The organism is Streptomyces odontomachi (assembly GCF_024435355.1).
Classification (GTDB): Bacteria; Actinomycetota; Actinomycetes; order Streptomycetales; family Streptomycetaceae; genus Streptomyces; species Streptomyces odontomachi.
Genome location: NZ_JAMJWG010000006.1, coordinates 232,086 through 255,654, shown reverse-complemented (window position 1 = coordinate 255,654; position 23,569 = coordinate 232,086). Strand labels below are relative to the sequence as shown.

The window sequence follows — 23,569 nt, the reverse complement described above, 5'->3', positions numbered from 1 at the left end:
GGAGAAGCGATGCACACCGTCCTGCACGACATCCTGGAAAACGCCGCCGCACGGTACCCGGACAGCCCTGCCCTCCGCTCGCGGAACGGCGCACTGACCTATGCCGAACTCAATGGGGCGAGCGTCCGGGCCGCCGCACGGCTCCGGGAGGAAGGACTCGGCCGCGGCGACCGCGTCGTCATCACCGTCGACGACGCGCAGGGCATCGGCATCGTCCTCGTCGCATACGCGGCGTCGCGCCTGGGAGCCGCCTTCAGCGTGCTCCACGAGCAGGTGCGCGGCGAGCCGCTGCGGCATGTCCTCTCGGACTGCGCGCCCAAGATCCTCGTCTGCGATGACGACGCCGTCCAGGAGGACGCGGCACACCACGACACCCGCTTCCTCCACCTCAGCACCCTCACACGCGCCGCCCTCGCCCCCCGGGCGGCCACGGTCCCGCAGCCCCGGGCACCCGGACCGCTGCCGGTCGACCCGGTCAGCCTGATCTACACCTCGGGCACGACAGCGCTGCCGAAGGCCGTCGTCAGCACCCACCAGCAGGTGCTCTTCGCCGCCACCGCGATCCAGCAGTGCCTGCGGTACCGCGAGAGCGACGTGATCTTCTGCCCGCTGCCGCTCTGCTTCGACTACGGCCTCTACCAGGCCTACCTGGCCGCCCTGTCCGGCGCCTGCCTCTATCTCGGTACCAGCGCCGAGGCCGGGCCGCCGCTGCTGCGCAGCCTGACGTCGACCGGAGCGAGTGTGCTGCCTGCCGTTCCCTCCGTGGCGGAGCGGCTGTCCTGGCTGCTGCGCCGCAGCCGTGGCAGGCCCGAGAGCCTCCGGCTGCTCACCAACACGGGCGCCGCCCTCGCCGAGAGCACCATGGCCGAGCTCCGTGCAGGACTGCCCGGGCTGCGGATCCAGGTGATGTACGGGCTCACCGAATGCAAGCGGGCCGCCATCATGCCCGTGGACGGCGACCAGGACCGCCCCGGCTCCTGCGGAGTCCCGCTGCCCGGTACGGAGGTCCTGGTGATCGGCGACGACGGCGAACGCCTGGCGCCGGGCGAGGTCGGGCAGTTCGTCGTCCGCGGACCCCATGTGATGGCCGGCTACTGGAGGCGTCCCGACCTCACCGCTGAACGGTTCCCGCGAACCGACGGCCTGTTCCCCGAGCTTCGCACCGGGGACTACGGGTGGCTGGACGAGGAGGGCTACCTGTACTTCTCGGGCCGCCGTGACGATCTCTACAAGGAGCGCGGCTTCCGCATCAGCACCATCGAGGTCGAAGCGGCGGCGCGGAAAGTGCCCGGGGTGGTGTCGGCGGCGGTACTGCCACCCACCGGCGACCGGCCCGCCGTGCTGGCCGTCACCGGCGAGCTCACCGGTGACGAAGTGCGCCGGCGGATGCCGCGACACATCGAAGCGTTCAAGGTCCCGCGGCGCTGCGTCAACCTGCCGGAACTGCCCGTCAACGGCAACGGGAAGATCGACCGGAAGCGCCTGGCGTTCCTGATCCAGGAGCCGGCCGAGGGCTCGACCCCGGCCGGCTGAGACCGCGTGCACCTCGCTCTGCGCTTCCCGAGGAGAGCCTGACACCTCATCGGACGGCGCCGGCTCCGCTACGCCGCCACGTCCGGCAGCGCGTCCAGGTGGGTCAGGGTGGCGGCCAGGAGGTGGGTGCCGGTGACGATGTGGCCGAGGCCGGTCCACTCCTCGGGGCAGTGGCTGCGGCCCCCGTGGGAGGGCACGAAGATCATGCCCATCGGCCCGAGTCCGGCCATGTGCGCCGCGTCGTGGCCCGCGCCGCTGGGGACCGGGGCCCAGGGGATGCCGAGGGAGTCGGCGCCGGCGGCGATCACGTCCTGCACGGACCGGCTGGCCAGGACCGGGTCCTGGTCGTTGAGCCACTCCACGGCCGTCTCCACGCCCCGCCGGGCGGCCTGGGCGGCGAGCTCGTCGGCGAGCGTGCGACGCACACCGGACAGCCAGGTGTGGTCGACGCTGCGGGTCTCCGCCCAGATCCTCGCCTCCTCGGGAACGATGTTGTAGACCCCCGGCGAGGACTCGATACGGCCGGTGGTGGTGACCCCGTGGACGGGGGCGCCGCAGCCCACCCGCTCGATGGTCAGCACCGCCTCGGCGGCGGCGACGAGGGCGTCATGACGCTCTGCCATCGGCATGGTGCCCGCGTGGTCGGCCCGCCCGCGGAAGGTGGCGAGCAGCCGCTCGATGCCGGCGATCGCGGTGACCACCCCCACGGGCACGCCGCGCTGTTCGAGCAGCGGACCCTGCTCGACGTGGAGTTCGACGAAGGCGTGCATGCTGCGCGCGTCCCAGCCGAGGCCCAGGGCACGCTCGGGGTCGGCGCCGAAGTCCCGCATGGCCTGGCCGAGGGTGTGTCCGGTCGTGTCGGTGCGCGCCAGGTGGGCGGGGGTGAGGATGCCGGACAGCGAGCGGCTGCCCATGCAGCTGATGCCGAAGCGGTTGGCCTCCTCGCCCAGGAAGTCGACGACGAGCAGGTCGTGGGCGAGGCGGGTGCCGGTCTCGCGGATGCGGCGGGCGGCCTCGATCGCGCCGAGCACGCCGACGATGCCGTCGAAACGGCCGCCGCCGTGCACGGTGTCGGTGTGCGATCCGGTGACCAGCGGCGGTCCGCCGTGGCTGCCGGCGAGCCGCCCGATGACGTTGCCCGCGGCATCGACGGTGGTCTCCAGGCCCGCGTCCCGCATCCGGTCGCGTACCCAGTCGCGCGCGGCCCGGTAGGGCTCCGAGAAGACCTCGCGGCTCCAGCCCGGAGCGTCGGGGTCGGCGTAGCCGGACAGGTCGGCGAGGTCGGCTTCCAGGCGTTCGGCCACGGGGGCGAGGGCGGACGTGTCAGCGGTCAGGTTCATGGTCGGGCGTCTCCGGTGACGGAACGAGGGGTGTGCGGCGGGGAAGTGGACGGGACCCGGCGGGCCGGCGCACGACGGCCGCGGCCAGCGAGCAGGTGGTGGTGACGGGTTCGATGACGGGCACGCCGAACTCAGCGGCCAGCGGGTCGACGAGGGTGACCATCCCGGCGCACCCCAGGACCAGCGCCCGAGCCCCGGCCGCCAGTGCCCGTTCGGCGGCGGCGCGGTAGGGGGCGAGATCGGGTTCGGGGGCCAGGCCGTGGACGACGGAGGTGCCGGTCGGTTCGACGGCCGCGCAGTGCTCGCCGAGGCCCGCGGCCCGCACCTGCTGCCACTTGCGGTCGACGAGGGCGCTGCCGAGGGTCAGGACTCCGAAGCGGCCGGCCGCCGAGGCAGCGGCGTGCAGGGAGGTCTCGCCGATGCCGAACACCGGGCGCCCGGACCGCCGGCGGACGTCGGCGAGCGCCGGGTCACCATGGCAGGCGATGATCACCGCATCGTGGTGACCGTCCTCGGCGGTGAGGCGGTCGAGGACCAGCGGGGCGACGGTGGCGTGGTCGGCGGGACCGGCGATCTGGGCGGGCGCCCGGTCCAGCTGGTCGACGGTGAACCGCACCCCGTGCTCGAGGGAGTCGACGGCCCGGCGCACGGCGTCGGTGACGACACGGGAGCTGTTGGGGTTCAGGACCAGGAGCCGGGGGCGGGACGCGGCGCGTGCGGTCATGCGGGGGCCGCCTCACCGGTGGTGCCGGCGGCGGGGAGGTCCGCGGCCTCGGCACCTGTCGTGCCCGTGGCGGCCAGCGACGCCGCGAGCGGGCCGGCGCTGCGGCGTACGGCCAGTTTGGCCGCGCAGTGCAGCAGGAAGCCGAGCGTGACACCGGAGAACCACGCGTACTGGTAGACCCAGTCGAAGGCGGGCACGGTCTGGGAGCCGAAGAGCAGGGCGAGGGAGAGCCCCAGGGCGCCGAGCCCGAGCGGGTTGAACCCCGCCCAGCCGCGGTAACGGCCCGTCCTGCGGTACAGGTCGGGAACGTCGAGGCGGCAGCGGCGCAGCACGAAGAAGTCGGCGAGCAGGATGCCGGTCACCGGTCCGAGGACGGCTCCGAGGTAGTGGAGCATCGAGAACAGCGTCTCGGAGTTCTCCATGAGCTTCCACGGCATGTAGACGAAGCCGGCGACGATGGAGACATAGGCGCCACGGCGGAAGGTCAACGCCTTCGGCAGCAGGTTGGTGAGGTCGTACGCGGACGATATGACGTTGGCCGGGATGTTCACGGAGATCGTCGCGATGGCCAGCAGGAGGGCGCCGAACGCGCTGAGGACCGGATTGCCGAACGCGCCCAGGACGTCTGTCGGATTCCAGTAGGTCGTGCCGTACAGCTCCTTGCCGGTGGAGACGATGACGGCGGCCATCCCGAAGTAGACGAGGCTGGAGAGCGGCAGGCCGATCATGGTGCCCCAGAACTGGCCGCGGTTGGAGCGGGCGAAGCGGGTCAGGTCGGGGATGTTCAGGACGGCGGTGGACCAGCTGCCGGCGATGTAGGTGGCGACGGCCGGGCCGAAGGCGACGGTCCAGAACCAGTGGTCGCTGTGCTGGGCGGGCGCCGTGAGCAGGGTGCCGGTGCCGCCCGCGTGGCTGACGGCCCACACGAGCAGGACGGCCATGACGACGAAGACCAGGGGACCGGCCCACACCTCGAACCTGCGCACCGCCTCCATGCCGTGCCGCACGATGAGGAAGTTGCAGGCCCAGTAGGCGATCATGGTGATCCACATGCTGGTCGACAGGCCGAGCCAGCCGGAGTGGCCCAGACCCCGCCAGCCCGGGACGACGCCCTCCAGGAGGAGGTTGACGGCGGTGGCGGCCAGGTAGCTCTGGATGCCGAACCAGCCGATCGCGACGACGGCGCGTACCAGCGCGACGATGTTGGCGCCGAAGGTGCCGAAGGCACTGCGGGCCCAGACGGCGAAGGGGATGCCGAAGCGCGCGCCGATCCGACCGTTGAGGCCGATGACGACGGTCTGCACGACGTTCCCGACGAGCGCGACGGTGAGCGCCTGCCACACCGACATGCCGAGGGCGACGAGGCCGCCGACCCAGGTGAAGTTGAAGATGTTGTGGACCATCCCCATCCACAGGGTCGCGAAGTGCCACCAGTTCCAGGTGCGCTCGGCGGCGGGGGTGGGTGCGAGGTCGGCGTTGGCCAGAGAGCTGTCCGGGGCCTGGGCGGCCACCGTGCGCTCACAGGCGGTCGTGGTCATGGATACACGCCTCCAGTGGACAGGCGGGAACGAAAGGGGCGGCGGACGGGCGTGCGGGTGCGGTCCGGTCATCAGGAATCGGGCGCCGGGGGTCGGAATCCGTGGTGGGGCCGGGGCCGGCGGACGGCGTCGGCCGTCACAGGCCCGCGGTCGCGGTGAGGGTCTGGCTGAGGCGGCGGCCGGCCCGGCGCAGCAGGTCACCCAGCTCGCGGGCGCGTGCGGCGTCGATCCGGTAGGCGGGCCCGGCCAGGGAGAGCCCGCAGGTGAAGGTGGATCCGGTGAACACCGGGACGGCGATGCCGACCGCGTGCTGATCCGCCTCACCGTGGGTCACGACCTGGCCGGTGCGGCGAACCTCGGCGAGCTGGGCGCACAGCCGCAGTGCCGCCGCGTTTCCCCGGTCGCCGGGGAGCGCGTGCTCGATCACGTCGTCGATCACCATCTGCGGCGCGTACGCCAGCACGATCTTGGCCGAGGCGCCTGCGTGCAGCGGCAGCAGCCCGCCCTGCTCGAAGGAGAGCCGGATCGCCTGCGGGGACTCCGCCCGGTCGACGACCAGTGCCGAACGCCCCACGAGCACGGTGAGGATCGCGGACTCTCCGCTCGCCCTGCTCAGCTCGGCGAGCAGTGGCGAGGAGTAACGGGTCAGACGGTGGTTCCAGCCGCTGGAGTGGGCCAGCCGTGCCAGCCGCTCGCCGGCCACGTACACCCCGTCGCGCGGCTCGATGAACCCGAAGGCGACGAGCTCGCGGACGTACCGGTAGACCGTGCTGGGCGGCAGTCCGGTGCACTCGGCGAGGGTGTCCACGCGCATCGGTCCGCCGTCCGCAAGGGCGGCGAGGACCGCAAGACCCTTGCCGAGGGATGTCGGGGACGCGCTGGCGCGGTCGGCGGAGGCGGTGGTCATGCGGTCCGGGCCTGGGCCTGGCGTGCCTGGCCGCCGCCGAACTCGACGAGCCGGCCGCGGCCCGCCGTGGAGGTCAGCTTGCCGTCGGCGTAGATCGTCTCGCCGCGGGACAGGGTGCGGGTGATCCGGCCGCGCAGCGTCATGCCGTGGTAGGGGCTCCATCCGGCGTTCGACTGCATCACCGTCTCGTCCACCTCCCACTCGGCCGCCGGGTCGAACACGACGACGTCCGCGTCGAGTCCGGCGCGCAGGTCGCCCTTGCGGTGGTCGATGCCGAAGAGCTCGGCGGGGCGCCAGGAGCTCACCCGCACCAGGGACTCGATGGACACCCCGCGCTCGGCCAGGCCCACCGCGGCGGTGACGGGGAAGAGGGTCTCCACGCCCGGTGCGCCGGAGGCGTTGTCGAAGATGTTCGGCTTGTCCTTCTCGACGATCGGCCAGGGCGCGTGGTCGGAGCTGAGGGTGTCGATGGCGTCCGCGGTGAGGCGGCTCCACATGCCCTCGACGTCCGCACGGGTGCGCACCGGCGGGTTGATCTTGACGCGGGTGCCCATGGTGACCATGTCGTCCTCGGTGAACATCAGGTAGTGCGGGCACACCTCGGCGCTGGCGTCGACACCCTGGGCCGCATAGCTCTGCACCAGGTCGATGGAGTGCGGCAGGCTCATGTGCACGAAGTGCACCTTGGCGTTCGCGGTGCGGGCCAGCTCCAGGGTGTTGGCCACGGCGGCGGTCTCGGTGACGGCCGGGCGGGCCCGGCAGTGGGCGCGCGGGTCCCGGGTGCCGGTCTCGTACAGCTCGTCCACCAGCTTGCGGACGATCTCGTCGTTCTCGGCGTGCACGCACACGCGCCGTCCCGTCGCCGCGATGGCCCGGAAGACCTCGACCATCTCGTCGTCCGGCGTGCGCGGGAAGCGGTCGGCGTGCGTGTGGTACGTCGAGACCTTGAAGGTGACCGCGCCCGCCGCGGCGAGGCCGGCGACCTCGGTGACACCGCCACCTGGTCGGACCGTGGCGAACAGGCCGACGTCGACGTGCGCCTCCTCGGCGACCATCCGCTTCTTCGCCTCCAGGCGCTCGACGGTCCAGATCGGCCCCGCCTGGTCGAAGGGCATCTCCAGGATCGTCGTCACCCCGCCGGCCGCCGCGGCCCGGGTGGCCGCCTCGATGCCCTCGCGTGGATCGCTCAGCGAGTGGACGTGCGGGTCGATGACCCCCGGCAGGACGTAGGCGCTTCCGGCGTCGATCCGCTCGGTGTGCGGGGCGTCGCCGGCCTCCTCGAGCACCTCCACGATGCGGCCGTCGGTGATGCGCACCTCGCCGCGCGGGTAGCTGCCGGCCCGGCTGACGACATGCCCGACGATCGAGAGGTCACAGACTTCCTGGTCACGGTCGGTGTTGTTCATGGGCCCCAGCCTGCGGAGGGGTTCCAGCGGCTGGCAATGCCGTTCTCAACATGCAAGAACCGGCGAGAACCGGCAAGAACCGCAGGAACGGCACCGAAGCCGCTCCGGTGGGGACGCCCCGGCGGTGCGGACGGCGGGAGACGGCGGGAGACGGTGGGCAGTCGCCCCAGCAGGGTGTGGGCCGATCGGCCCTTCCGCCACCGGACGCGCATCGTGGACGGTGGTCCTGGGGTGTTCGATTACCGTAGCCGGGTGTTCGAAGAAGGAGGCCATGGTGCCCGCATTGCTGCTCGACGCGGAGGCCGTGACGGCGCTGGTGGGCGACGCGGTGGCGGCACCGAGCATGCACAACGCCCAGCCGTGGCTGTTCCGGCACCAGCGGGGCAGTAACACGCTGCTGTTGCGCATGGACGCCTCGCGCACGCTGCCCGCCGAGGACCCGTCCGGCAGGGGACTGCACGTGGGGTGCGGTGCCGCGCTGTTCAACCTGCGGGTCGCAGCGGCGCACGGCGGCCGGGAGGCGACGACGACGCTGCTCCCCGACCCGGCGGACCCCGAGTTGCTCGCGGTGGTCACGCTCGTACCGCAGACGGCGTCCCAGGGCGATCTCGCCGCGCTCCACCCCGCGGTGCACCGGCGCCACAGCAGCCGCCGGCCGTTCACCGGGGAGCAGATCCCGGCGACGGTCCTCGACGGGCTGTGCGGGGCAGCCCGGGCCGAAGGCGTACGGCTGGTCTTCCCGGACGCCTGGCATGCACAGACGATCCTGGAGCTGGCCCAGGACGCCCGGGCCCTGGAGGCGGCCTCTCCCGAGACGCTGGAGGAGGTTGCGCGCTGGACCTCCCGCGCCGCGCCGGGTGAGGGCATCCCCGCCGACGCGTTCGGGCCACCGGCCCAGGACGGCCGGGCCGTCGTGCGCGACTTCGCCGCGTCCCCGCAGCCGGCCGGCAGCTCTGCCGTGTTCGAGCGGGCGCCGTGCCTGGCGCTGCTCGGCACCCGTGAGGACGGTCCCCTGGACTGGCTCCTGGCCGGCCAGGGGCTCCAGCGCGTGTTGTTGCAGGCCACCCTGGACGGACTGGCCGCCACCCTCAACTCGCAGGCCCTCGAATGGCCGGAGCTGCGGTGGGCGGTGCGCGATCCGCTCAGCTCGATGGGCCACGTTCAGATGCTGCTCAGGTTCGGCTACGGCCCCGAGGGCCCCGCCACCCCACGCCGACCGGTGAGCGAGGTGCTGACCACGGTGTGACGGGGCGACGGGACGGCGACGGGATCGTGTCGGGCGCCGGCGGCCGTGGCGTGCACGGACGGTGCCTGACCGGGGTGCGGGGCGGTGCCGACCATCCGATGGTGGTGTCGGGGGCGCCGGGTCCGGCGCCCCCCCGGATGCGGTGTTCCGGGGCGCGTCGGAAGGTGGGCGGACCATGGCGGTGCAGGGCTCCGGAGCGGGCCGGCGGGCACGGCGGGTGCCCCGCTCGGTCTACGAGGCGGAGCTGCGGCGCCTCCAGGTCGAGCTGGTCCGGATGCAGGAGTGGGTGCGGGCGGAGGGGGCGCGGCTGGTGGTGGTCTTCGAGGGCCGGGACGCGGCCGGCAAGGGGGGCGTGATCAAACGGGTCACCGAGCACCTCAACCCGCGTCTCGCCCGCATCGTCGCCCTGCCCAAGCCCACGGACCGCCAGCGCGGCCAGTGGTACTTCCAGCGCTACGTCGAGCAGTTGCCCACCGCCGGCGAGATCGTGCTGTTCGACCGCAGCTGGTACAACCGGGCAGGCGTGGAGCGCGTCATGGGCTTCTGCACGGTGCAGGAGTACGAGCGGTTCCTGGAACAGTGCCCGGTGTTCGAGCGGATGCTCGTGGAGGACGGCCTGCTGCTGCGCAAGTACTGGTTCTCGGTCAGCGACGCGGTCCAGGAGCAGCGACTGCGCAGCCGTCTCGAAGACCCCGCACGGCGCTGGAAGCTCTCCGCCCTGGACCTGGAGTCCATCACCCGATGGGAGGCCTACTCGCGGGCCAAGGACACGATGTTCGCGCACACCGACATCGCGGAGGCGCCGTGGCACGTGGTCGACAGCGACGACAAGCGTTCGGCACGGCTGAACATGATCGCCCACCTGCTGTCCACCGTGCCCTACCACGAGGTCACACCCCCCGAACTCGTGGTACCGACGCGCCCGCCGTCGACCGGTTACCAGCGGCCACCGCGCGACACCCAGAAGTACGTGCCCGACCACGTGGCAGCGCTGCGGGACACCGACTGACCTCTCATGCCTCGCGCGGAACCCTCATGCCTCGCGCCGCCGTGCCTGCGCCGCGTCGTCCGGCACGGTGTCGTCGTCGGTGCGGGCGGTCAGCTCCGAGAGGACGCTGACCACGCCGTCGACACTGCGACACAGGCGCACCAGTACCGGCACGGTGCTCCTGCGCTGCACGGTCCCCCGCAGGGTCACGTCACCGTCCACGACGTTCACGTCGACGTCGGAGGGTGCCATGTGGAACGTGTCCGTCAGGATGTCGGTGGTGATCTCCTCGTGGATGGCGCTGTCCTGCCGCAGGAACGCGCGGAGCAGGTCGGCGCGGCTGAGCATGCCGACCAGGTGATCCGCCCGGTCGACCACGGGCAGGCGCTTGACGTGGCCCTCGTCCATGAGCCGGGCCGCCTCCACCACCGACCACTCCGGGTACGCCACCAGAGCGGGTGACGTCATCAGGTTCCCGGCCCGCGGCGATCGGCCGGCCGCCGGGCCGGTGTCGTCGGTCGGGGGAGCGTAGCGCTGGAGCACTTCCGGCACCCGCCCGGACGGGTCGGGCCGGCGCGCCTCGAAGCGCATCAGGTCGGCCTCGGAGACCACGCCGAGCGGGTGGCCGTCGTCGTCGACGACCGGCACGGCGGTGATGTCATGGTCGGCGAGGGTCTTGACGATCTCCTTGAACCCGGTGTCGGGACCCACGTCCACGACGCCGCGGGTCATCAGATCGCTGACGGATCGTTGCCGCATGGGCCGGCCTCCTCCCGTGGCACGCCACAACGGCCCTGACCCCAGGGTGCTTCCCCCGGCTCCGGTCGGAGCCGGGCGGTTCGGACCTGTCCGCGGGCCGTTCGGCCCTGGCGCCCGCGCCGAGTGTCACGCTGCGGGGTGCCGCTCGCGCTCAGAAGGTTCTCAGAGGTTGCCGTGCCACGCTGATCGCCCGCCGCGGCGGCTGATCGTTGCCGCCGCCGACCTCCGTCGACGTCCGTTGACCCGGCCTCCAGGGGCTTTCACCGACGTCTTCGGAGGCCGGTACCCGCGCTCTGCCTGGAGATGCCACCGATGAGCCTGACGGTCGTCAACGGCCTGCCCGCCCATGTCCTGTTCGTGCACTTCGTGATCGTGCTCGTGCCGCTGAGCGCGCTTGCGCTCGTCGTCTGTAGCGTGTGGCCGCAGGCGGCACGGCGGCTCGGACTGGTCCTGCCCGCCCTGGCCCTGGTGGCCCTTGCGAGCGTGCCGGTGACCACGCATGCCGGCGAGTGGCTCGAGGAGCATGTCGGCAGCAGCGCCCAGGTGCGCCGGCACGCCGAACTCGGTGACGGGCTGCTGCCCTGGGCGTTGGGTCTCTTCGTGCTCGCGGTCGCCGTCTGGTGGACCGCAGGACGCTCCGCCCGGACCGCCGGGGAACCCACCGGGGCCGGCTGGGCGGGCACCATGCCGGTTCGGGTGGCCGCGATCGTCCTGTCCCTCGTGGTTGCGGTCGGTTCCGTGGTGGACATCTATCGCATAGGCGACTCCGGTGCGAAGGCGGCCTGGCAGGGAGGATTCTCCAAGACGGCCGAGCACCACGACCACGACGAGGACGACGGCTGACGCGTCCGATGGAGGACGGGGACCAGGGTGGTCCGGCGCTCACCGGCCGGGTCGCCCGCCACGGCGGGCCGTAACGCCGAAGACGGCGCGACGGTCCGCCACACGGCCGCCCTGGGAGCGCGCGAAGAGCCACGGCTGCGCCCCGGCGGCCGGCCGGCACCGCGGGATGAAGGGCCTGCCGCGGTGCCGGCACCCGTCCCCGCACGCCCTGTCCTCGGCCGACCCGACGACGACCCGTGACCCGGGGAGCGAGCAGAACGCCCTGGCTCGCCCGAACGGGAAAGGCGGGAGATGATCGGAACGGAAAGCGGTACGGAAAGCGGTACGGAAAGAGACACGGAGCGCGGAACAGGACGAGAAGAGGCACGGAAAAACGGAAAAGGGGCACACCGCTCCATCCGTGGAGCCGCACGAGGGGTCCCGTGGTGCCATGAGCGAGGGGTCTGTGGTGGTCGGGGTCGACGGTTCCCCCGCCGCGCTCGCCGCCGTGGACTGGGCCGTCGACGAGGCGGCCAGGCGCGACCTGCCGCTGCGCATCGTGCACGCCCTCGTATGGGCGAGCTACACCAGCCGATCGAGGCCGCTGACCGACCCCGTCACGCGTGACGCCGAAGCACGCGCCCGGGCTCGCCGGCCCTCGGTCGCCGTCGCCTCGGAGCTCCCGCTGTGCGGGCCGGTGCAGGCGCTGCTGGCGGAGGGGACCACCGCGGATCTGCTCGTGCTGGGGACCAGGGCGCTCGGAAGGTTCAGCGGGGCCGTGCTGGGGTCGGTGAGCCTGCCGGTGGTGGCGGGGCTGCCCTGCCCCGTCGTGGTGGTACGCGACCTGCCCGTGGCACCCGAGCCGGGCGGTCCCGTGGTGTTCGCGGTCGGGGCGCACGGCGACGCCGCCCCGGTGGTGGCCTTTGCGCGGGCGGCAGCTGCCGCCCGGGGGTGCCCCCTGCGGGCCGTGCACGCGTGGCGGGTGCCGCGCCGGGAGGCAGCCACCGCGCACACGGGTCAGTTCGACGAGGCCAGGAACGCGCGGCACGAGCAGGCCCGGCGCCGACTGGACGACGTGCTCGCGGCCGTCCCCGCGGAGATCGAGATGCACCGGACCCTCGGCGAGGGGCCGCCGGCCGAGATCCTGCTGGCCGCGTCGGAAGGGGCGGACCTGCTCGTCGTAGGCGCCCGCCGTCGTCTCCGCGCCGACTACCGGCTCGGTCCGGTCGACCACGCCGTACTCCACCACGCGCCCTGCCCCGTCGCCGTGGTCCCGCACACCTGAGTCCACGCACACCGGGCCGCGCATCGGACACGGCCACGGCACCATGCGCCGTGCGCAGCCGCCCGACCAGAGGTCCACCGAACGGTTCGCCGTCCCCGACCAGCGTTTGACCTGCGGGTTTCGGCCTGGAGTTAATGGCGTCGACGCGCCTGCACGCATGCTGTGAACCTGTTGCACCACGGCGAGCGCGTGCACGAGCGGACACGGCCGTGCCGGGGGCGGGCGCTGACACGGCCTGGCCCGGTCTGCGTCGGTGCACGCGCAGCGGGGACGCCGGGGGACGAGGGGGAGGGGGTGCCCGCGGCGCTGCGGCCCGCACGATTCCACGGCGTTTCGCGTGGCCGGCGACCGTGCCGGCCTGGAGACGGGTCAGCACAGCCCCGTGTCACCGCATCCGGGTCGAGCCGTGCCCGCCCCCAGCCGGCCCGCTGCCTTCGCATCGATGTGCCCGCGGTCTGTTCGCCACCGCCGGCTGCCGGCTGCCGGCGCTGCTGGTCGAGCGCGGAGCCACTCAGCACGCGGGTCCTGCGGACGATCCGATCCGTGGCCACCTACTCATGCCTCAAGGGAATGCACGGCAGTCGGTACAGGTGAAGTGAACGGAAGAGGTTGAAACGGATGGTGACGAGACACCCAGCCACCGGCTTCGGTGAACTGCTGCATCGGTACCGCAAGCATGCCGCCCTGACGCAGACCGAACTCGCCGGTTTCTCAGCCGTCAGCGTGCGCGCCATCAGAAACCTGGAGCTGGGACAGGCCAGGAATCCGCGCAGGGACACGGTGCGGCTGCTCGCCGACACGCTCGGACTCGCCGGCGAGCGACGGGCGGCGTTCCTGTTCGCCGCCGGACACAAAGCCGACGATGCCGCCTTCGACGACCTCATGACGCTGCCCGCCCTGGCCGCGATCCCGTTGCACGGCAGGACCGCGGAACGGGACCGGCTGCTGACCCTGTTCGCCCACGGCGGCGGACGCCTCGCCACCGTCCGCGGGTTCGGCGGTGTCGGCAAGACCAGGCTGGCGCTGTCGGTGGCGCACGCGCTGCGCGAACAGCACGGCGTGCCGACGCTGTGGATGTCGCCGTCGCACGCGTCCCCGGGGGCGGCGGGACGACCGGGTGCCCGCCACGTGCCGACCGCCGCGGGACTGGAGCAGTTCCTCGGCCTCGACGGCGGAACGACGGGTGAGGCGGTACGCCTGATCGGCGACCGGTCCGTGCTGCTCGTGGTCGACGGAAACGACGACGGACAGGTGACCCACGAGACCGTGCGGGCCCTGCTCGCCTCCTGTCGCGGCCTGCGCGTGCTGGAATCCTCCCGCTGCGGCCCTGCCGCACCCGCCGACCTACAGATGATGCTGCGGCCACTACCCGTGGAGGCACCCTCGCACGCCGAGGACGTACCCGGCGCGACGCACGCTCCGGCGCTCGGCCTGCTGCTGGACCGGATACGGGAGATCCAGCCGGACTTCCGCGTGCAGAGCGGCGAGACGGCGGTGCTGGAGGAGATCTGCTTCCGGCTCGACGGGGTGCCCCGGGCGCTGGAGGCGGCGGCCTCCTGGTTCCCGCTCTCGTCGCCCTGCGAACTCCTCGACCTGGCACGGAGCGAACCGCACCTGCTGGCCACGTCCGTCGACGGCGCCCTCGACGACCGTTGGGTGGAAGACGCCGTGGCCCACGCACTGGCCGGACTCGCACCCGCGCACCGGTCCCTGGTGGAAGGGCTCGGCACCTGGGACACCCCCTGGACCCTCGAGCAGATCTCCGCTCAACCGGGCGTCGGCCGTGCGCGGGCGGCGGCAGCGGTGCACGCTTTGCTGCACTGCGGGCTCGTCCAGCGGCGGGTGTCGGCCGGCGTCGTCGCCTTCACCGCGCTCCACCTGGTGCGCGCCTGCCTCAACGACCGGCTGGCCGCGGTGCCGTTCCCCGCACCCGGCACTCCGACCCGCACAGAGCAGGGCACCCATGACTAGGACGACGACCGGAGCGGCCGGGCCGCCGCCCTCAGCGGATCCCGCGGGACGCACACGGCGGCGTGAGGAACCAGGACCGTGGACGGTCGTCCTGCGGCCCGCGCGGGGCACCCCGGTCGGTCGGATCGTCGCCGTCCCCCACTCCGGCTCGGGACCCAACGTGCTGGCACCGCTGCTGCATCGGCTGCCTGCGGACCTTCAGGCCGTCGGCGTCACCCTGCCGGGCCGGGAGCGTCGGTTCCGGGAGAGCCTCGACGCACTGTCCGACCCGGCCGCCGTGACGGACGCCGTGACGAACGAACTGGCGGCTGCCGAGCCGTTGCCCACCGTCCTGTTCGGCCACAGCATGGGCGCCGCCCTGGCGGCCGCCGTCGCCCTGGCCGCGCCCCGGCTGTGCCAGGGGCTGGTACTCAGCGCTCACCCCGCTCTGGACGCGGGCGCCGGCCGGGCGCAGGAGTGGACCGACGAGGCCCTCATGGAGGTGATCAGACTGAGCGACGGCACTCCCGACGAACTGCTGGGAGAACCCCTCCTACGGGACCTGGTGCTGGCCCGGCTGCGAAGCGACCTGACGCTGGGACGGCGTCTTGCCGTGCGCAACGCCGGGCAACTGCTGCCGGTCGTCCCCACGGTGCTCGCCGGACGTGACGACGCGTTGGTGCCGCCGGCGGACCTCGATCCCTGGACGACGTCCGCGCCCCCGCGCCACCGGTTCTTCCCCGGTGGGCACTGCTACCTCTTGGACGAGGAGAACCTGGACGCCGTCGCGGCGGAGATCGCCGCAGCCCTGCCCTGAGCCGCAACTGCCGCCACTGTGCCTGCCGGAGTGCCGAAGAACGCGCGGTCGCCGGCACTACGGTGGCCGCGGGCGCGAACCCCGGCCCTTGGCGTATGGAGGGGAATTGATACCGAGCCGCGTCTACGACGTGCCGTCCGGCGACCGGTTCCTGGAACTCCCCGGTTTCCAGGACGCGTTCTCCACGACCGTCAAGTTGGAGGGGCTCAACCCGGCCGGATCCATCAAGATCAAGGCAGCCCGGGAAATGGTGCTGGACGCCGAGAGCCGCGGCGTTCTCACCCCCGGTTGCGAGATCATCGAGTCCACCTCGGGGAACCTGGGTGTGGCACTCGCCTCGATCTGCGCGGCCAAGGGCTACCGGCTCACGCTGGTGACCGACCCGAACGCCAACGCCCGCACGGTGCGGTTCTGCCGGGCGCTCGGCGCGCGGGTGGTGACCATGCGGCGGCACGACGCCGCCGGCGGCTACCTCGGCACCCGCATCGAGTTCATCCGGCGCCGCGTCGCGGCCGAACCCGGCCTGGTCTGGCTGAACCAGTACAGCAACCCGCAGAATCCGCGGGCGCACAGCAGACACACCGTCACGGAGATCCTCGACGCATTCGGCGTCCCCGACTGGCTGTTCGTGGGGACGGGCACGTCGGGCACCCTGATGGGCTGCGTGCGGGGGCTGCGCGAACGGGGCCTGCCCACCCGGGTAGTCGCGGTGGACGCCGTGGGATCGGTCACGTTCGGCGGGCCGCCCGCACGCCGGTGCATCCCCGGGATCGGCGCCAGCCGCCGACCGGAGTTGCTGGACGACGACGGCACGTTCCTCAAGACGCTCGTCGCGGAACCCGACTCCGTGCGCATGTGCCGTCGTGTCGCCCGCGTCTACGGGCTGCTGCTGGGTGGCTCCTCGGGAAGCGCGCTCGCCGCGGTCGCCGCGCTGCGTGAGCGGATCGCCCCCGGAAGCCGGGTGCTGGTCCTCTCGCCCGACATGGGCGACGGCTATCTCGACACCGTCTACGACGACGACTGGGTGCGGGAACGCTTCGGCCAGGAGGGGCTCGACGCGGTCGCCGGGCCCCCTGTCGAGGACATTCTGCGAGAACTGGGCCGAGAGCACGTGTGACCTGGCCGCCCCGGGCGCCCCGGCCACCGGTGCGTTGATCACCCCGGCCGCTGGACGGGCGCGAGCGTGACGCCGTCGCGCGTGGTTGATGTCGCCACATCAACGACAGGACCGTCCGCCAACGCCGCGACGCGCACGCCGCCGTCCCACGGAGCGCCAGCACGATACCGGCGCGGCGGCCTCAACGGTCCGGCTGCCCGACTCCCGCGGATGCGCGCGCCGCTGCCACGCCCCACACCTACCGCCGCTCGGGAAACCCGCCCTGCGGCCGGCAGTCCTCGCCGCCACGGTGCTGCGAGGCCGGGAACGGTGAGCTCGCCCGGCTGCGTCCCCGCGTCCCCGGATGCCCGCGTCCTCGCATGCCCGCCTCCCCGTCGCGCGCCTTCCGCTCCGGGGCACCCGTGGCCCGACGTTCTCCTGGCCGTCGGTCGCCGCCGGTACGCCCGAGAACGGGTGGCCCGGCAGTGGGACGCCCCGGCCACCTCGGCGGACCGCCGCCGGCTGCGCCCCGTGCAACTGCCTTCGTTGTGCCCCGGATTGTGCCGCACCGCGCCGGTCGCCGCTGCCTACGCTCGACCTCGACTCCCTGCGCACATGATCTGGACTGGTGACAATGGCTGTGGGAATCCCGCCCGAGCAGGACGACGCCGTGCCCTGCCGGCTCCCGACCGGCGGCTCGTGCGGGTCGGCAGGCCGCTGCGGGACGGTGCGTCGTTCGATCCTGCTGCCCGAGGAGGTCGTCCGCCACCGCGGGGGGTGGACGGACGCCGACCTGCTCGCCGCCGCGCTGCTGCTCGGCCGCAAGTACACCGACGGCACGGCGTTCCGGGTCTTCGTGCGGTACGCCTGCTGGCCAGCGGCCACCGCGTCGGCGAAGGTGACCTGTGCGATGCCGTCCGAGCTGCGCGCGGCCGAGCTCCGCGACACCGTCGCCGAGCACCTCCCGCTCGACGAGCCGCCGGCCACGCAGACCGGCACCCCCACGGGTTCCCTGCTGTGCGTGCTGGACGGTCCGGCCGCTGACCGGTACGGGGCGGACCTCGCCGTCTGGGCATCCGCCACGCCCGAGGGCGTCGCGCTGCACGTGGACGTGCACGAGCACCTCTTCGACCCGGGCTTCGCAGACCGGGCGCTGGGACACCTCGTCCACCTGGCCGAGCAGATGGCGCAACACCCCGAGACCGCCGTCGGCGATCTGACCCTGCTGACCGACACCGAGCTCGCGCAGCTGCACAAGGTGAACGGCACCGGACGCGACTACCCGCGGGACGCCGGCGTCTACGAGGTGTTCGCGGCGTGTGCCGACGCCCTGCCGGAGCACGTCGCGCTCGCGCACGACGGCGGCCGCCTGACCTACGAGGAGCTTCGAGCAAGGGCGTTGCGGCTGGCAGGCGTGCTGCACGGCCATGGCGTGGGCCGGCACGCACGCGTCGCGGTCATGCTCGACAGGTCACCCCACCTCCTCGTCGCCGCGCTGGCCGTCCTCCGGCTCGGCGCGGCCTACGTGCCCCTCGCCCCGGACCTGCCCGCGCCGCGCAGGGACTTCCTCCTCGCCGACAGCGGTGCCGCCCTGCTCGTGACCGACGGCCCGGTGGACGCCGCCCCCGTTCCCGTCCTCGACCTCTCCCGCGCCCATGAGATGCCCGGCGGCGCCCCGCTGCCCGACCTCGACGTCGCGCCCCACGACCCGGCCTACGTGATGTACACCTCCGGGACCACCGGCCGGCCGAAGGGCGTGCTGGTCGGACAGCGGGCCGTCACCCGGCTCGTCTGCAACACCGACTATGTGGCCCTGTCGGCGGACACCACCATCCTCCAGACCGGGGCCCTCGCCTTCGACGCCACCACCTTCGAGTACTGGGGCGCGCTGCTCAACGGCGGCACGCTCGTCCTGCCGCCCCGGGACGCGGTGCTGGACGCGACGAGCTTGCGCGAGGTGATCACGCGGCACCGCGTGAACACCATGTTCCTCACCACCCCGCTGTTCCACCAGCTCGTTGAGCAGGACCCGGCCGCGCTGGCCGGCTGCCGGGTGCTGGTGGGGGGCGAGTCGCTGTCCCCACGCCACGTCGAACGCGCCATGAAGGCCTGCCCGGACAGCGTGTTCGTCAACGTCTACGGCCCGACCGAGAACACCACCTTCTCCACCGCCCACCGCATCACCGGCCGGTACACCGGCCCGATCCCCATCGGCCGACCGATCGCCAACTCCACCGCCTACGTCCTGGACCGCGACGGGCACCCGCGGCCCGTCGGCATTCCCGGCGAGCTCCACGTGGGTGGCGACGGCCTCGGCAACGGGTACCTCGACCGGCCCGACCTCGACGCACGGGCCTTCGTGCACGGTGGCCCCCAGGTGCCCGAACGGCTCTACCGCACCGGCGACATCGCTCGCTGGACACCCCAGGGCGACCTCGACTTCCTCGGCCGCAGGGACCACCAGGTCAAGGTGCGCGGCCACCGGGTCGAGCCGGGCGAGGTCGAGAGCCACCTGCTGCGTCTCCTCCCGGTGAAGGAGGCTGTGGTCATGCTGCGCCGCCGGGACGACGGGCCCGACGTGCTCACCGCCTACGTCACATCCGAGCACCGTCTGGACCCGCACGAGGTCCGCAGCGTGCTCCTCGCCGAACTCCCCGAGTACATGGTCCCGGGCGCCTGCCTGCAACTCGACGCACTGCCCCTGACACCCAACCAGAAGCTGGACCGGGCGGCTCTGACCCGGCTGGAGCCGCAGACCCCGACCCGGTCGACCGTGCGCAGGCCGCCGCGCACCGCGTTGGAGGCGACGGTCGCCGACACCTTCGCCGACGTGCTCGGGGTGGCGTCGGTCTCGACCGACGACGACTTCTTCGAGCTGGGTGGCCACTCGCTACTGGCGATGAAGGTGTGGGGCCGGCTCCAGGAGTCGCTGGGCGTGGAGTTCGAACTGCGGCACGTTCTGGACACCCCGACCGTGGCCGACCTGGCCTCGGCCCTGGAACGGCATGCGGTGCCCGCCTCCCGGCGCCCCAAGCTCGTGAGGCGCCCCTCGTGACACCCCGGTGAGGCCGGGCCCCCGACATCCGTGACGTGCACGTAATTCCGATGGGGAGTGGTGAGCGTGTTCCCTTTGTCGTTCTCGCAGCAGCGGCTGTGGTTCGTGGACCGGCTGGAAGGGCCCGGCCCGACCTACAACGTGCCCGTGGTGGTGCGCCTGACCGGTGCGCTGCACACCGAGGCGCTCGAGGCGGCGCTCGCCGACGTCGCGGAGCGGCACGAGAGCCTGCGCACGGTTTTCGGGGAGTCGGAATCAGAGCCGTACCAGCGCGTGCTGCCGGCCGCCCGGAGCGGGCTCGTCCTTCAGCGCCGGTCCGTGCGGCCCGAGGACCTGGACGAGACCCTGCGAGGGCTGGCGCGTCTGCCGTTCGATTTGGACGGTGATCTGCCGGTGCGCGCCTGCCTGCTGCGCACCGGGCCCGACGCCCATGTGCTGGCACTGGTCATGCACCACATCGTCTGTGACGGCTGGTCCATGCGCCCCCTGCTGCGGGACCTCGCCGCCGCGTACGCGGCGCGCGCCGAGGGCCGCGCCCCCGGCTGGGAGCCGCTGCCGGTGCGGTACTCCGACTTCGCCCTCTGGCAGCGGGACCTGCTCGGCGCCGAGAGCGACCCGGACAGCCTGGCCAACCGCCAACTCCAGTACTGGCAGCGGACCCTTGCCGGGCTGCCCGAGGAGCTGGAACTCCCCTTCGACCACGTGCGTCCGGTGGTGGCCAGCTACCGTGGCGGGGAGATCGACTTCCGCCTCCCCCCGGACGTCCACACCGCGCTGCGGAACCTGGCGAGGCAGACCAGGAGCACCGTCTTCATGGTCCTCCAGGCCGCCGTGGCGGCGATGTTGTCCCGCCTGGGCGCCGGCACCGACATCCCGGTGGGGACCGCCGTCGCCGGACGGACCGACAAGGCGCTCGACGACGTCGTCGGTTGCTTCATCAACACGCAGGTGCTGCGCACCGACGTGTCGGGTCGCCCCACGTTCCGGGAGCTGGTGCGACGGGTGCGGGAGACGGACCTGGACGCCCTCGGCCACCAGGACGTGCCGTTCGAACGGCTCGTCGAGAGGCTCAACCCCGTGCGATCGCGTGCCCGCCACCCCCTCTTCCAGGTCGGACTGGAGCTGCACGACGGCGTCCCCGACCTTCCGCTGCCGGGCCTGGACACCGCGGTGGAGCTGCTCCGCATGCCGGTGGCGAAGTTCGACCTCTCCTTCGTGCTGCGGGAACGCACCGGCGCCGACGGTGCATTCGACGGCGTCGACGGTGTCCTGGAGTACGCCACCGACCTGTTCGACGCGGGCACCGCGACCGCACTCGTCGAGCGGTTCGTGCACCTGCTGAGCGTGCTGGCCGAGGAGCCCGACACCGAGGTGGCGACCGTCGACGTCCTCACGCCCGCCGAGCGCCGCCAGCTGGAGGCATGGACCGACACCACCGCGGAACTGCCCGACAAGACGGTCGTCGACCTGTTCCAGGAACGGGTCGCGCTCGTCCCCGACGATGTCGCACTGGTCGCGGGGGACACCCGGCTCAGCTACGCGGAACTCAACGCCCGGAGCAACAGACTCGCCCACCACCTCATCGAGCTGGGCGTGCGTGCCGACTCCCTCGTCGCCGTCGCTCTGCCCCGCACGGCGGCAGCGGTCGTCGCCTGGCTCGCCGTCGGCAAGGCCGGTGGGGCGTACACCCCGATCGACCCGCAGAACCCGGTCGAGCGCATCCGCACCATCCTCACCGACGCCCGACCCACCGTCCTGGTCACCACCGACGACATGGCCGCCCGCCTCGGCCGGGGAGCCGCGCTGCCGGTGCTGGTGACCGATCACGCACAGCAGGACCGCCCCGCGCACGACCCCACCGACGAGGACCGGCACGTACCGCTGCTCCTGGACCACGCTGCCTACGTCATCTACACCTCCGGCTCGACCGGCCGCCCGAAGGGCGTGACCGTGCTGCACAGGGCGCTCACCAACCTCTGGACGTACCACACGGACGTCACCTTCCCGTCGCCCACCGGCCCCGACGACCGGCGCCGGGTGTCCCTGTCGGCCTCGCTCGCCTTCGACACGGCCTGGGAGGGCGTGCTGGCCATGATCGCGGGCCATCAGCTGCACCTGCTGGACGAGCCCACCCGGCGGGACCCGGCCCGCATGGTCGACCACCTGCTCGCGCACCGCATCGACCAGCTCGACGTCACCCCGAGCTTCGCGCAGCAACTGCTCACCGAGGGGGTCCTCACGGGCGAACACGCCCCCTCCGTGCTGATGCTCGGGGGCGAGGCCGTCAGCGAGGCCCTGTGGACTGACCTCGCCAAGGCCCCACGCACGACCGTCTACAACTACTACGGGCCCAGCGAGTTCTGCGTGGAGGCGTCCGGCTGCGCCCTGCCCGAGCACCCGGTCAGCACGATCGGCCGCCCGGTCCACAACTCCCGGGTCTACGTGCTCGACGAGCATCTGAACCGGGTGCCCCCGGGAGTGCAGGGCGAGATCTACCTCGCCGGCGCCAACCTCGGCCGTGGCTACCTCGGCCGGGCCGCGCTGACCGCCGAGCGGTTCCTGCCCAACCCCTTCGGCGCACCGGGCGAGCGGATGTACCGCAGCGGTGACCTGGGGCGCTGGACCGCCGACGGCTACCTGTTGTTCGGCGGGCGCGCCGACGACCAGGTCAAGCTCCGTGGCTTTCGCATCGAACTCGGCGAGATCCAGACGGCGCTGTGCGCCCAGGAGACGGTCGCCGATGCCGCCGTCATCGCGCGCGAGGACGTCGCCGGCGACACGCGCCTGGTCGGCTACGTCGTCCCGGCGGCGGGCGGGTCCGTCGACGCGGTCGCGCTGCGCAGCGCGCTGGAGACGTCGCTCCCGGACTACATGGTGCCCGCCGCCATCGTCGCACTCGACGCCCTCCCGCTGACCGTGAACGCCAAGCTCGACCGCCGGGCGCTGCCCGCCCCCGACTACGGGGCGCTCTCCGCCGGACGGCCGCCGACCACGGAACGCGAACGGCAGGTCGCCGGCCTGTTCGCCGAGATCCTCAAGCTCGACGCGGTCTCCCTCGATGACGACTTCTTCGAGCTGGGCGGCCACTCCCTGCTGGCGACCCGGCTGGTGAACAGGATCCGCAGCACCCTCGGCGTGGACGTGAACCTGATGAAGGTGTTCGAAAGCCCGACGGTGGCCGGGGTGGTGGCCGCCCTGGAGGAGAACGGGACCCCCCGGCCCGCCCGCCCCGCGCTGACACGCCGTTCGTCCTGACGTACCCGGCCCGGCCGGACCGCGTACTCCCGCACCGCAATACCCCAGACGGAGGGGCACATGACACCCGAGATCGACGCGTGTTTCGCGGCCGTGCGCGCGGAGTACGGCGCCGACGCGCTCGACCGCGTCGAGGGGATGCTGGAGCCCCGCCGCAGGAGCGAGGGCCGGCACCCCCTACAGCAGGCGGCCAAGTGGATCCTGCCAGGCATACCGCAGCGCCCCTGGCACGACCCGTACGCCTACCCGGAACTCCTGCCCCTGGTGGCGGCCCTTGAGGAGAGTCACCCGCGCATCAAGGGGGAGCTGGAGGCGGCCTGGAGCGAGCGGCGAGCGAGCTTCTCCGACTACCGGCACTACCTCGTGCGCCAGGCGAACTGGCAGGCCCTGTACCTGTACCGGGAGGGTGCACTGGTCGCGGACTCCGCGCCGCTCGCCCCGACCGCCTTCGCGGTGTTGCGCGAACACGCCGTGCAGCCGGGGGTGATCTGCCCGCTGTTGGAGTCCCACTTCTCGACGCTGCTGCCGGGCGGCTCCATCGCGCCGCACTGCGACCTGTGGAACTTCAGCATCAACCTGCACCTGGCCGTCGACATCCCGGAGGGAGCCGGCATCCGGGTGGCGGAAGAGACCCGCCGGTGGGAGGAGGGCCGGTGCCTGCTCTTCGACTACTCCTTCGAGCACGAGGCGTGGAACGGCGCCGAGCGCACTCGCACCTGCCTCCTGGCCGACCTGTGGCATCCGGACACCACCGCGGCGGAACGCGTCGCGCTCACCGTCCTGATGACGGAGATCCAGCAGATGATGGCCGGCTGACCGGCCGAGACTCCCACCCGCCAGACCTTCAC

At 72.8% G+C, this 23,569-nt stretch carries 17 protein-coding genes; 11 read left to right on the top strand and 6 right to left on the bottom strand.

What is annotated here, in order from left to right; all coding sequences use genetic code 11:
* Window positions 1-9: 9 nt before the first annotated feature.
* A complete protein-coding gene (locus tag NQO67_RS15720; protein ID WP_255950595.1) occupies window positions 10-1,533 on the top strand; it encodes a class I adenylate-forming enzyme family protein in 1,524 nt (507 codons plus the stop codon).
* A 68-nt stretch (window positions 1,534-1,601) separates the two neighbouring features.
* Here NQO67_RS15720 and ertE read toward each other — a convergent pair whose 3' ends face one another.
* The 5 genes from ertE to NQO67_RS15695 all read right to left on the bottom strand — a co-directional run bounded on the left by ertE (window position 1,602) and on the right by NQO67_RS15695 (window position 7,448).
* Window positions 1,602-2,873, bottom strand: a complete 1,272-nt coding sequence (gene ertE, locus NQO67_RS15715) for an N-carbamyl-l-glutamate amidohydrolase ErtE (RefSeq protein WP_255950594.1) — start codon at window positions 2,871-2,873, stop codon at window positions 1,602-1,604.
* Complete coding sequence (locus NQO67_RS15710; RefSeq protein ID WP_255950593.1) at window positions 2,857-3,597, bottom strand: aspartate/glutamate racemase family protein; 741 nt, start codon at window positions 3,595-3,597, stop codon at window positions 2,857-2,859. The genes ertE and NQO67_RS15710 overlap by 17 nt, the downstream gene beginning before the upstream one ends.
* Complete coding sequence (locus tag NQO67_RS15705) at window positions 3,594-5,135, bottom strand: NCS1 family nucleobase:cation symporter-1 (RefSeq protein ID WP_255950592.1); 1,542 nt, start codon at window positions 5,133-5,135, stop codon at window positions 3,594-3,596. The genes NQO67_RS15710 and NQO67_RS15705 overlap by 4 nt, the downstream gene beginning before the upstream one ends.
* Window positions 5,136-5,271: 136 nt before the next feature.
* Window positions 5,272-6,042 (bottom strand): IclR family transcriptional regulator, encoded by a 771-nt coding sequence (locus NQO67_RS15700; RefSeq protein ID WP_255950591.1) that lies wholly within the window; start codon window positions 6,040-6,042, stop codon window positions 5,272-5,274.
* Complete coding sequence (locus NQO67_RS15695) at window positions 6,039-7,448, bottom strand: dihydroorotase (RefSeq protein ID WP_255950590.1); 1,410 nt, start codon at window positions 7,446-7,448, stop codon at window positions 6,039-6,041. Before NQO67_RS15695 ends, NQO67_RS15700 begins: the two co-directional genes overlap by 4 nt.
* A 271-nt stretch (window positions 7,449-7,719) precedes the next feature.
* On the opposite strand from NQO67_RS15695, the gene NQO67_RS15690 reads away from it, so the two are divergent.
* The gene (locus tag NQO67_RS15690) at window positions 7,720-8,694 is read left to right on the top strand and encodes an Acg family FMN-binding oxidoreductase (protein ID WP_255950589.1); all 975 of its coding nucleotides are present in this window, start codon (window positions 7,720-7,722) and stop codon (window positions 8,692-8,694) included.
* A gap of 175 nt (window positions 8,695-8,869) precedes the next feature.
* Window positions 8,870-9,703 carry a polyphosphate kinase 2 gene (ppk2, locus tag NQO67_RS15685; protein WP_255950588.1) on the top strand — a complete coding sequence of 278 codons (834 nt, stop codon included), beginning with the start codon at window positions 8,870-8,872 and terminating at the stop codon, window positions 9,701-9,703.
* A 24-nt stretch (window positions 9,704-9,727) separates the two neighbouring features.
* Here the strand turns inward: ppk2 and NQO67_RS15680 are convergent, their stop codons facing one another.
* Window positions 9,728-10,441, bottom strand: a complete 714-nt coding sequence (locus NQO67_RS15680; RefSeq protein ID WP_255950587.1) for a CBS domain-containing protein — start codon at window positions 10,439-10,441, stop codon at window positions 9,728-9,730.
* Window positions 10,442-10,753: 312 nt separating this feature from the next.
* On the opposite strand from NQO67_RS15680, the gene NQO67_RS15675 reads away from it, so the two are divergent.
* The 8 genes from NQO67_RS15675 (at window position 10,754) to NQO67_RS15640 (ending at window position 23,537) form a co-directional block, all read left to right on the top strand.
* Window positions 10,754-11,284, top strand: a complete 531-nt coding sequence (locus tag NQO67_RS15675; protein WP_255950586.1) for a DUF2231 domain-containing protein — start codon at window positions 10,754-10,756, stop codon at window positions 11,282-11,284.
* A gap of 430 nt (window positions 11,285-11,714) precedes the next feature.
* Window positions 11,715-12,548 carry a universal stress protein gene (locus tag NQO67_RS15670; protein WP_255950585.1) on the top strand — a complete coding sequence of 278 codons (834 nt, stop codon included), beginning with the start codon at window positions 11,715-11,717 and terminating at the stop codon, window positions 12,546-12,548.
* 618 nt (window positions 12,549-13,166) lie between these two features.
* Window positions 13,167-14,519 (top strand): helix-turn-helix domain-containing protein, encoded by a 1,353-nt coding sequence (locus NQO67_RS15665; RefSeq protein ID WP_255950584.1) that lies wholly within the window; start codon window positions 13,167-13,169, stop codon window positions 14,517-14,519.
* Window positions 14,512-15,315, top strand: a complete 804-nt coding sequence (locus tag NQO67_RS15660) for a thioesterase II family protein (RefSeq protein WP_255950583.1) — start codon at window positions 14,512-14,514, stop codon at window positions 15,313-15,315. The genes NQO67_RS15665 and NQO67_RS15660 overlap by 8 nt, the downstream gene beginning before the upstream one ends.
* Window positions 15,316-15,421: 106 nt before the next feature.
* Complete coding sequence (gene sbnA, locus NQO67_RS15655) at window positions 15,422-16,432, top strand: 2,3-diaminopropionate biosynthesis protein SbnA (RefSeq protein ID WP_255950582.1); 1,011 nt, start codon at window positions 15,422-15,424, stop codon at window positions 16,430-16,432.
* A 613-nt stretch (window positions 16,433-17,045) separates the two neighbouring features.
* Window positions 17,046-19,466 (top strand): non-ribosomal peptide synthetase, encoded by a 2,421-nt coding sequence (locus NQO67_RS15650; RefSeq protein WP_255950581.1) that lies wholly within the window; start codon window positions 17,046-17,048, stop codon window positions 19,464-19,466.
* 66 nt (window positions 19,467-19,532) lie between these two features.
* Window positions 19,533-22,721, top strand: coding sequence for a non-ribosomal peptide synthetase (locus NQO67_RS15645; protein ID WP_255950580.1), 3,189 nt, complete (start codon window positions 19,533-19,535; stop codon window positions 22,719-22,721).
* 60 nt (window positions 22,722-22,781) lie between these two features.
* Window positions 22,782-23,537, top strand: a complete 756-nt coding sequence (locus NQO67_RS15640; RefSeq protein WP_255950579.1) for an aspartyl/asparaginyl beta-hydroxylase domain-containing protein — start codon at window positions 22,782-22,784, stop codon at window positions 23,535-23,537.
* Window positions 23,538-23,569: the final 32 nt, after the last annotated feature.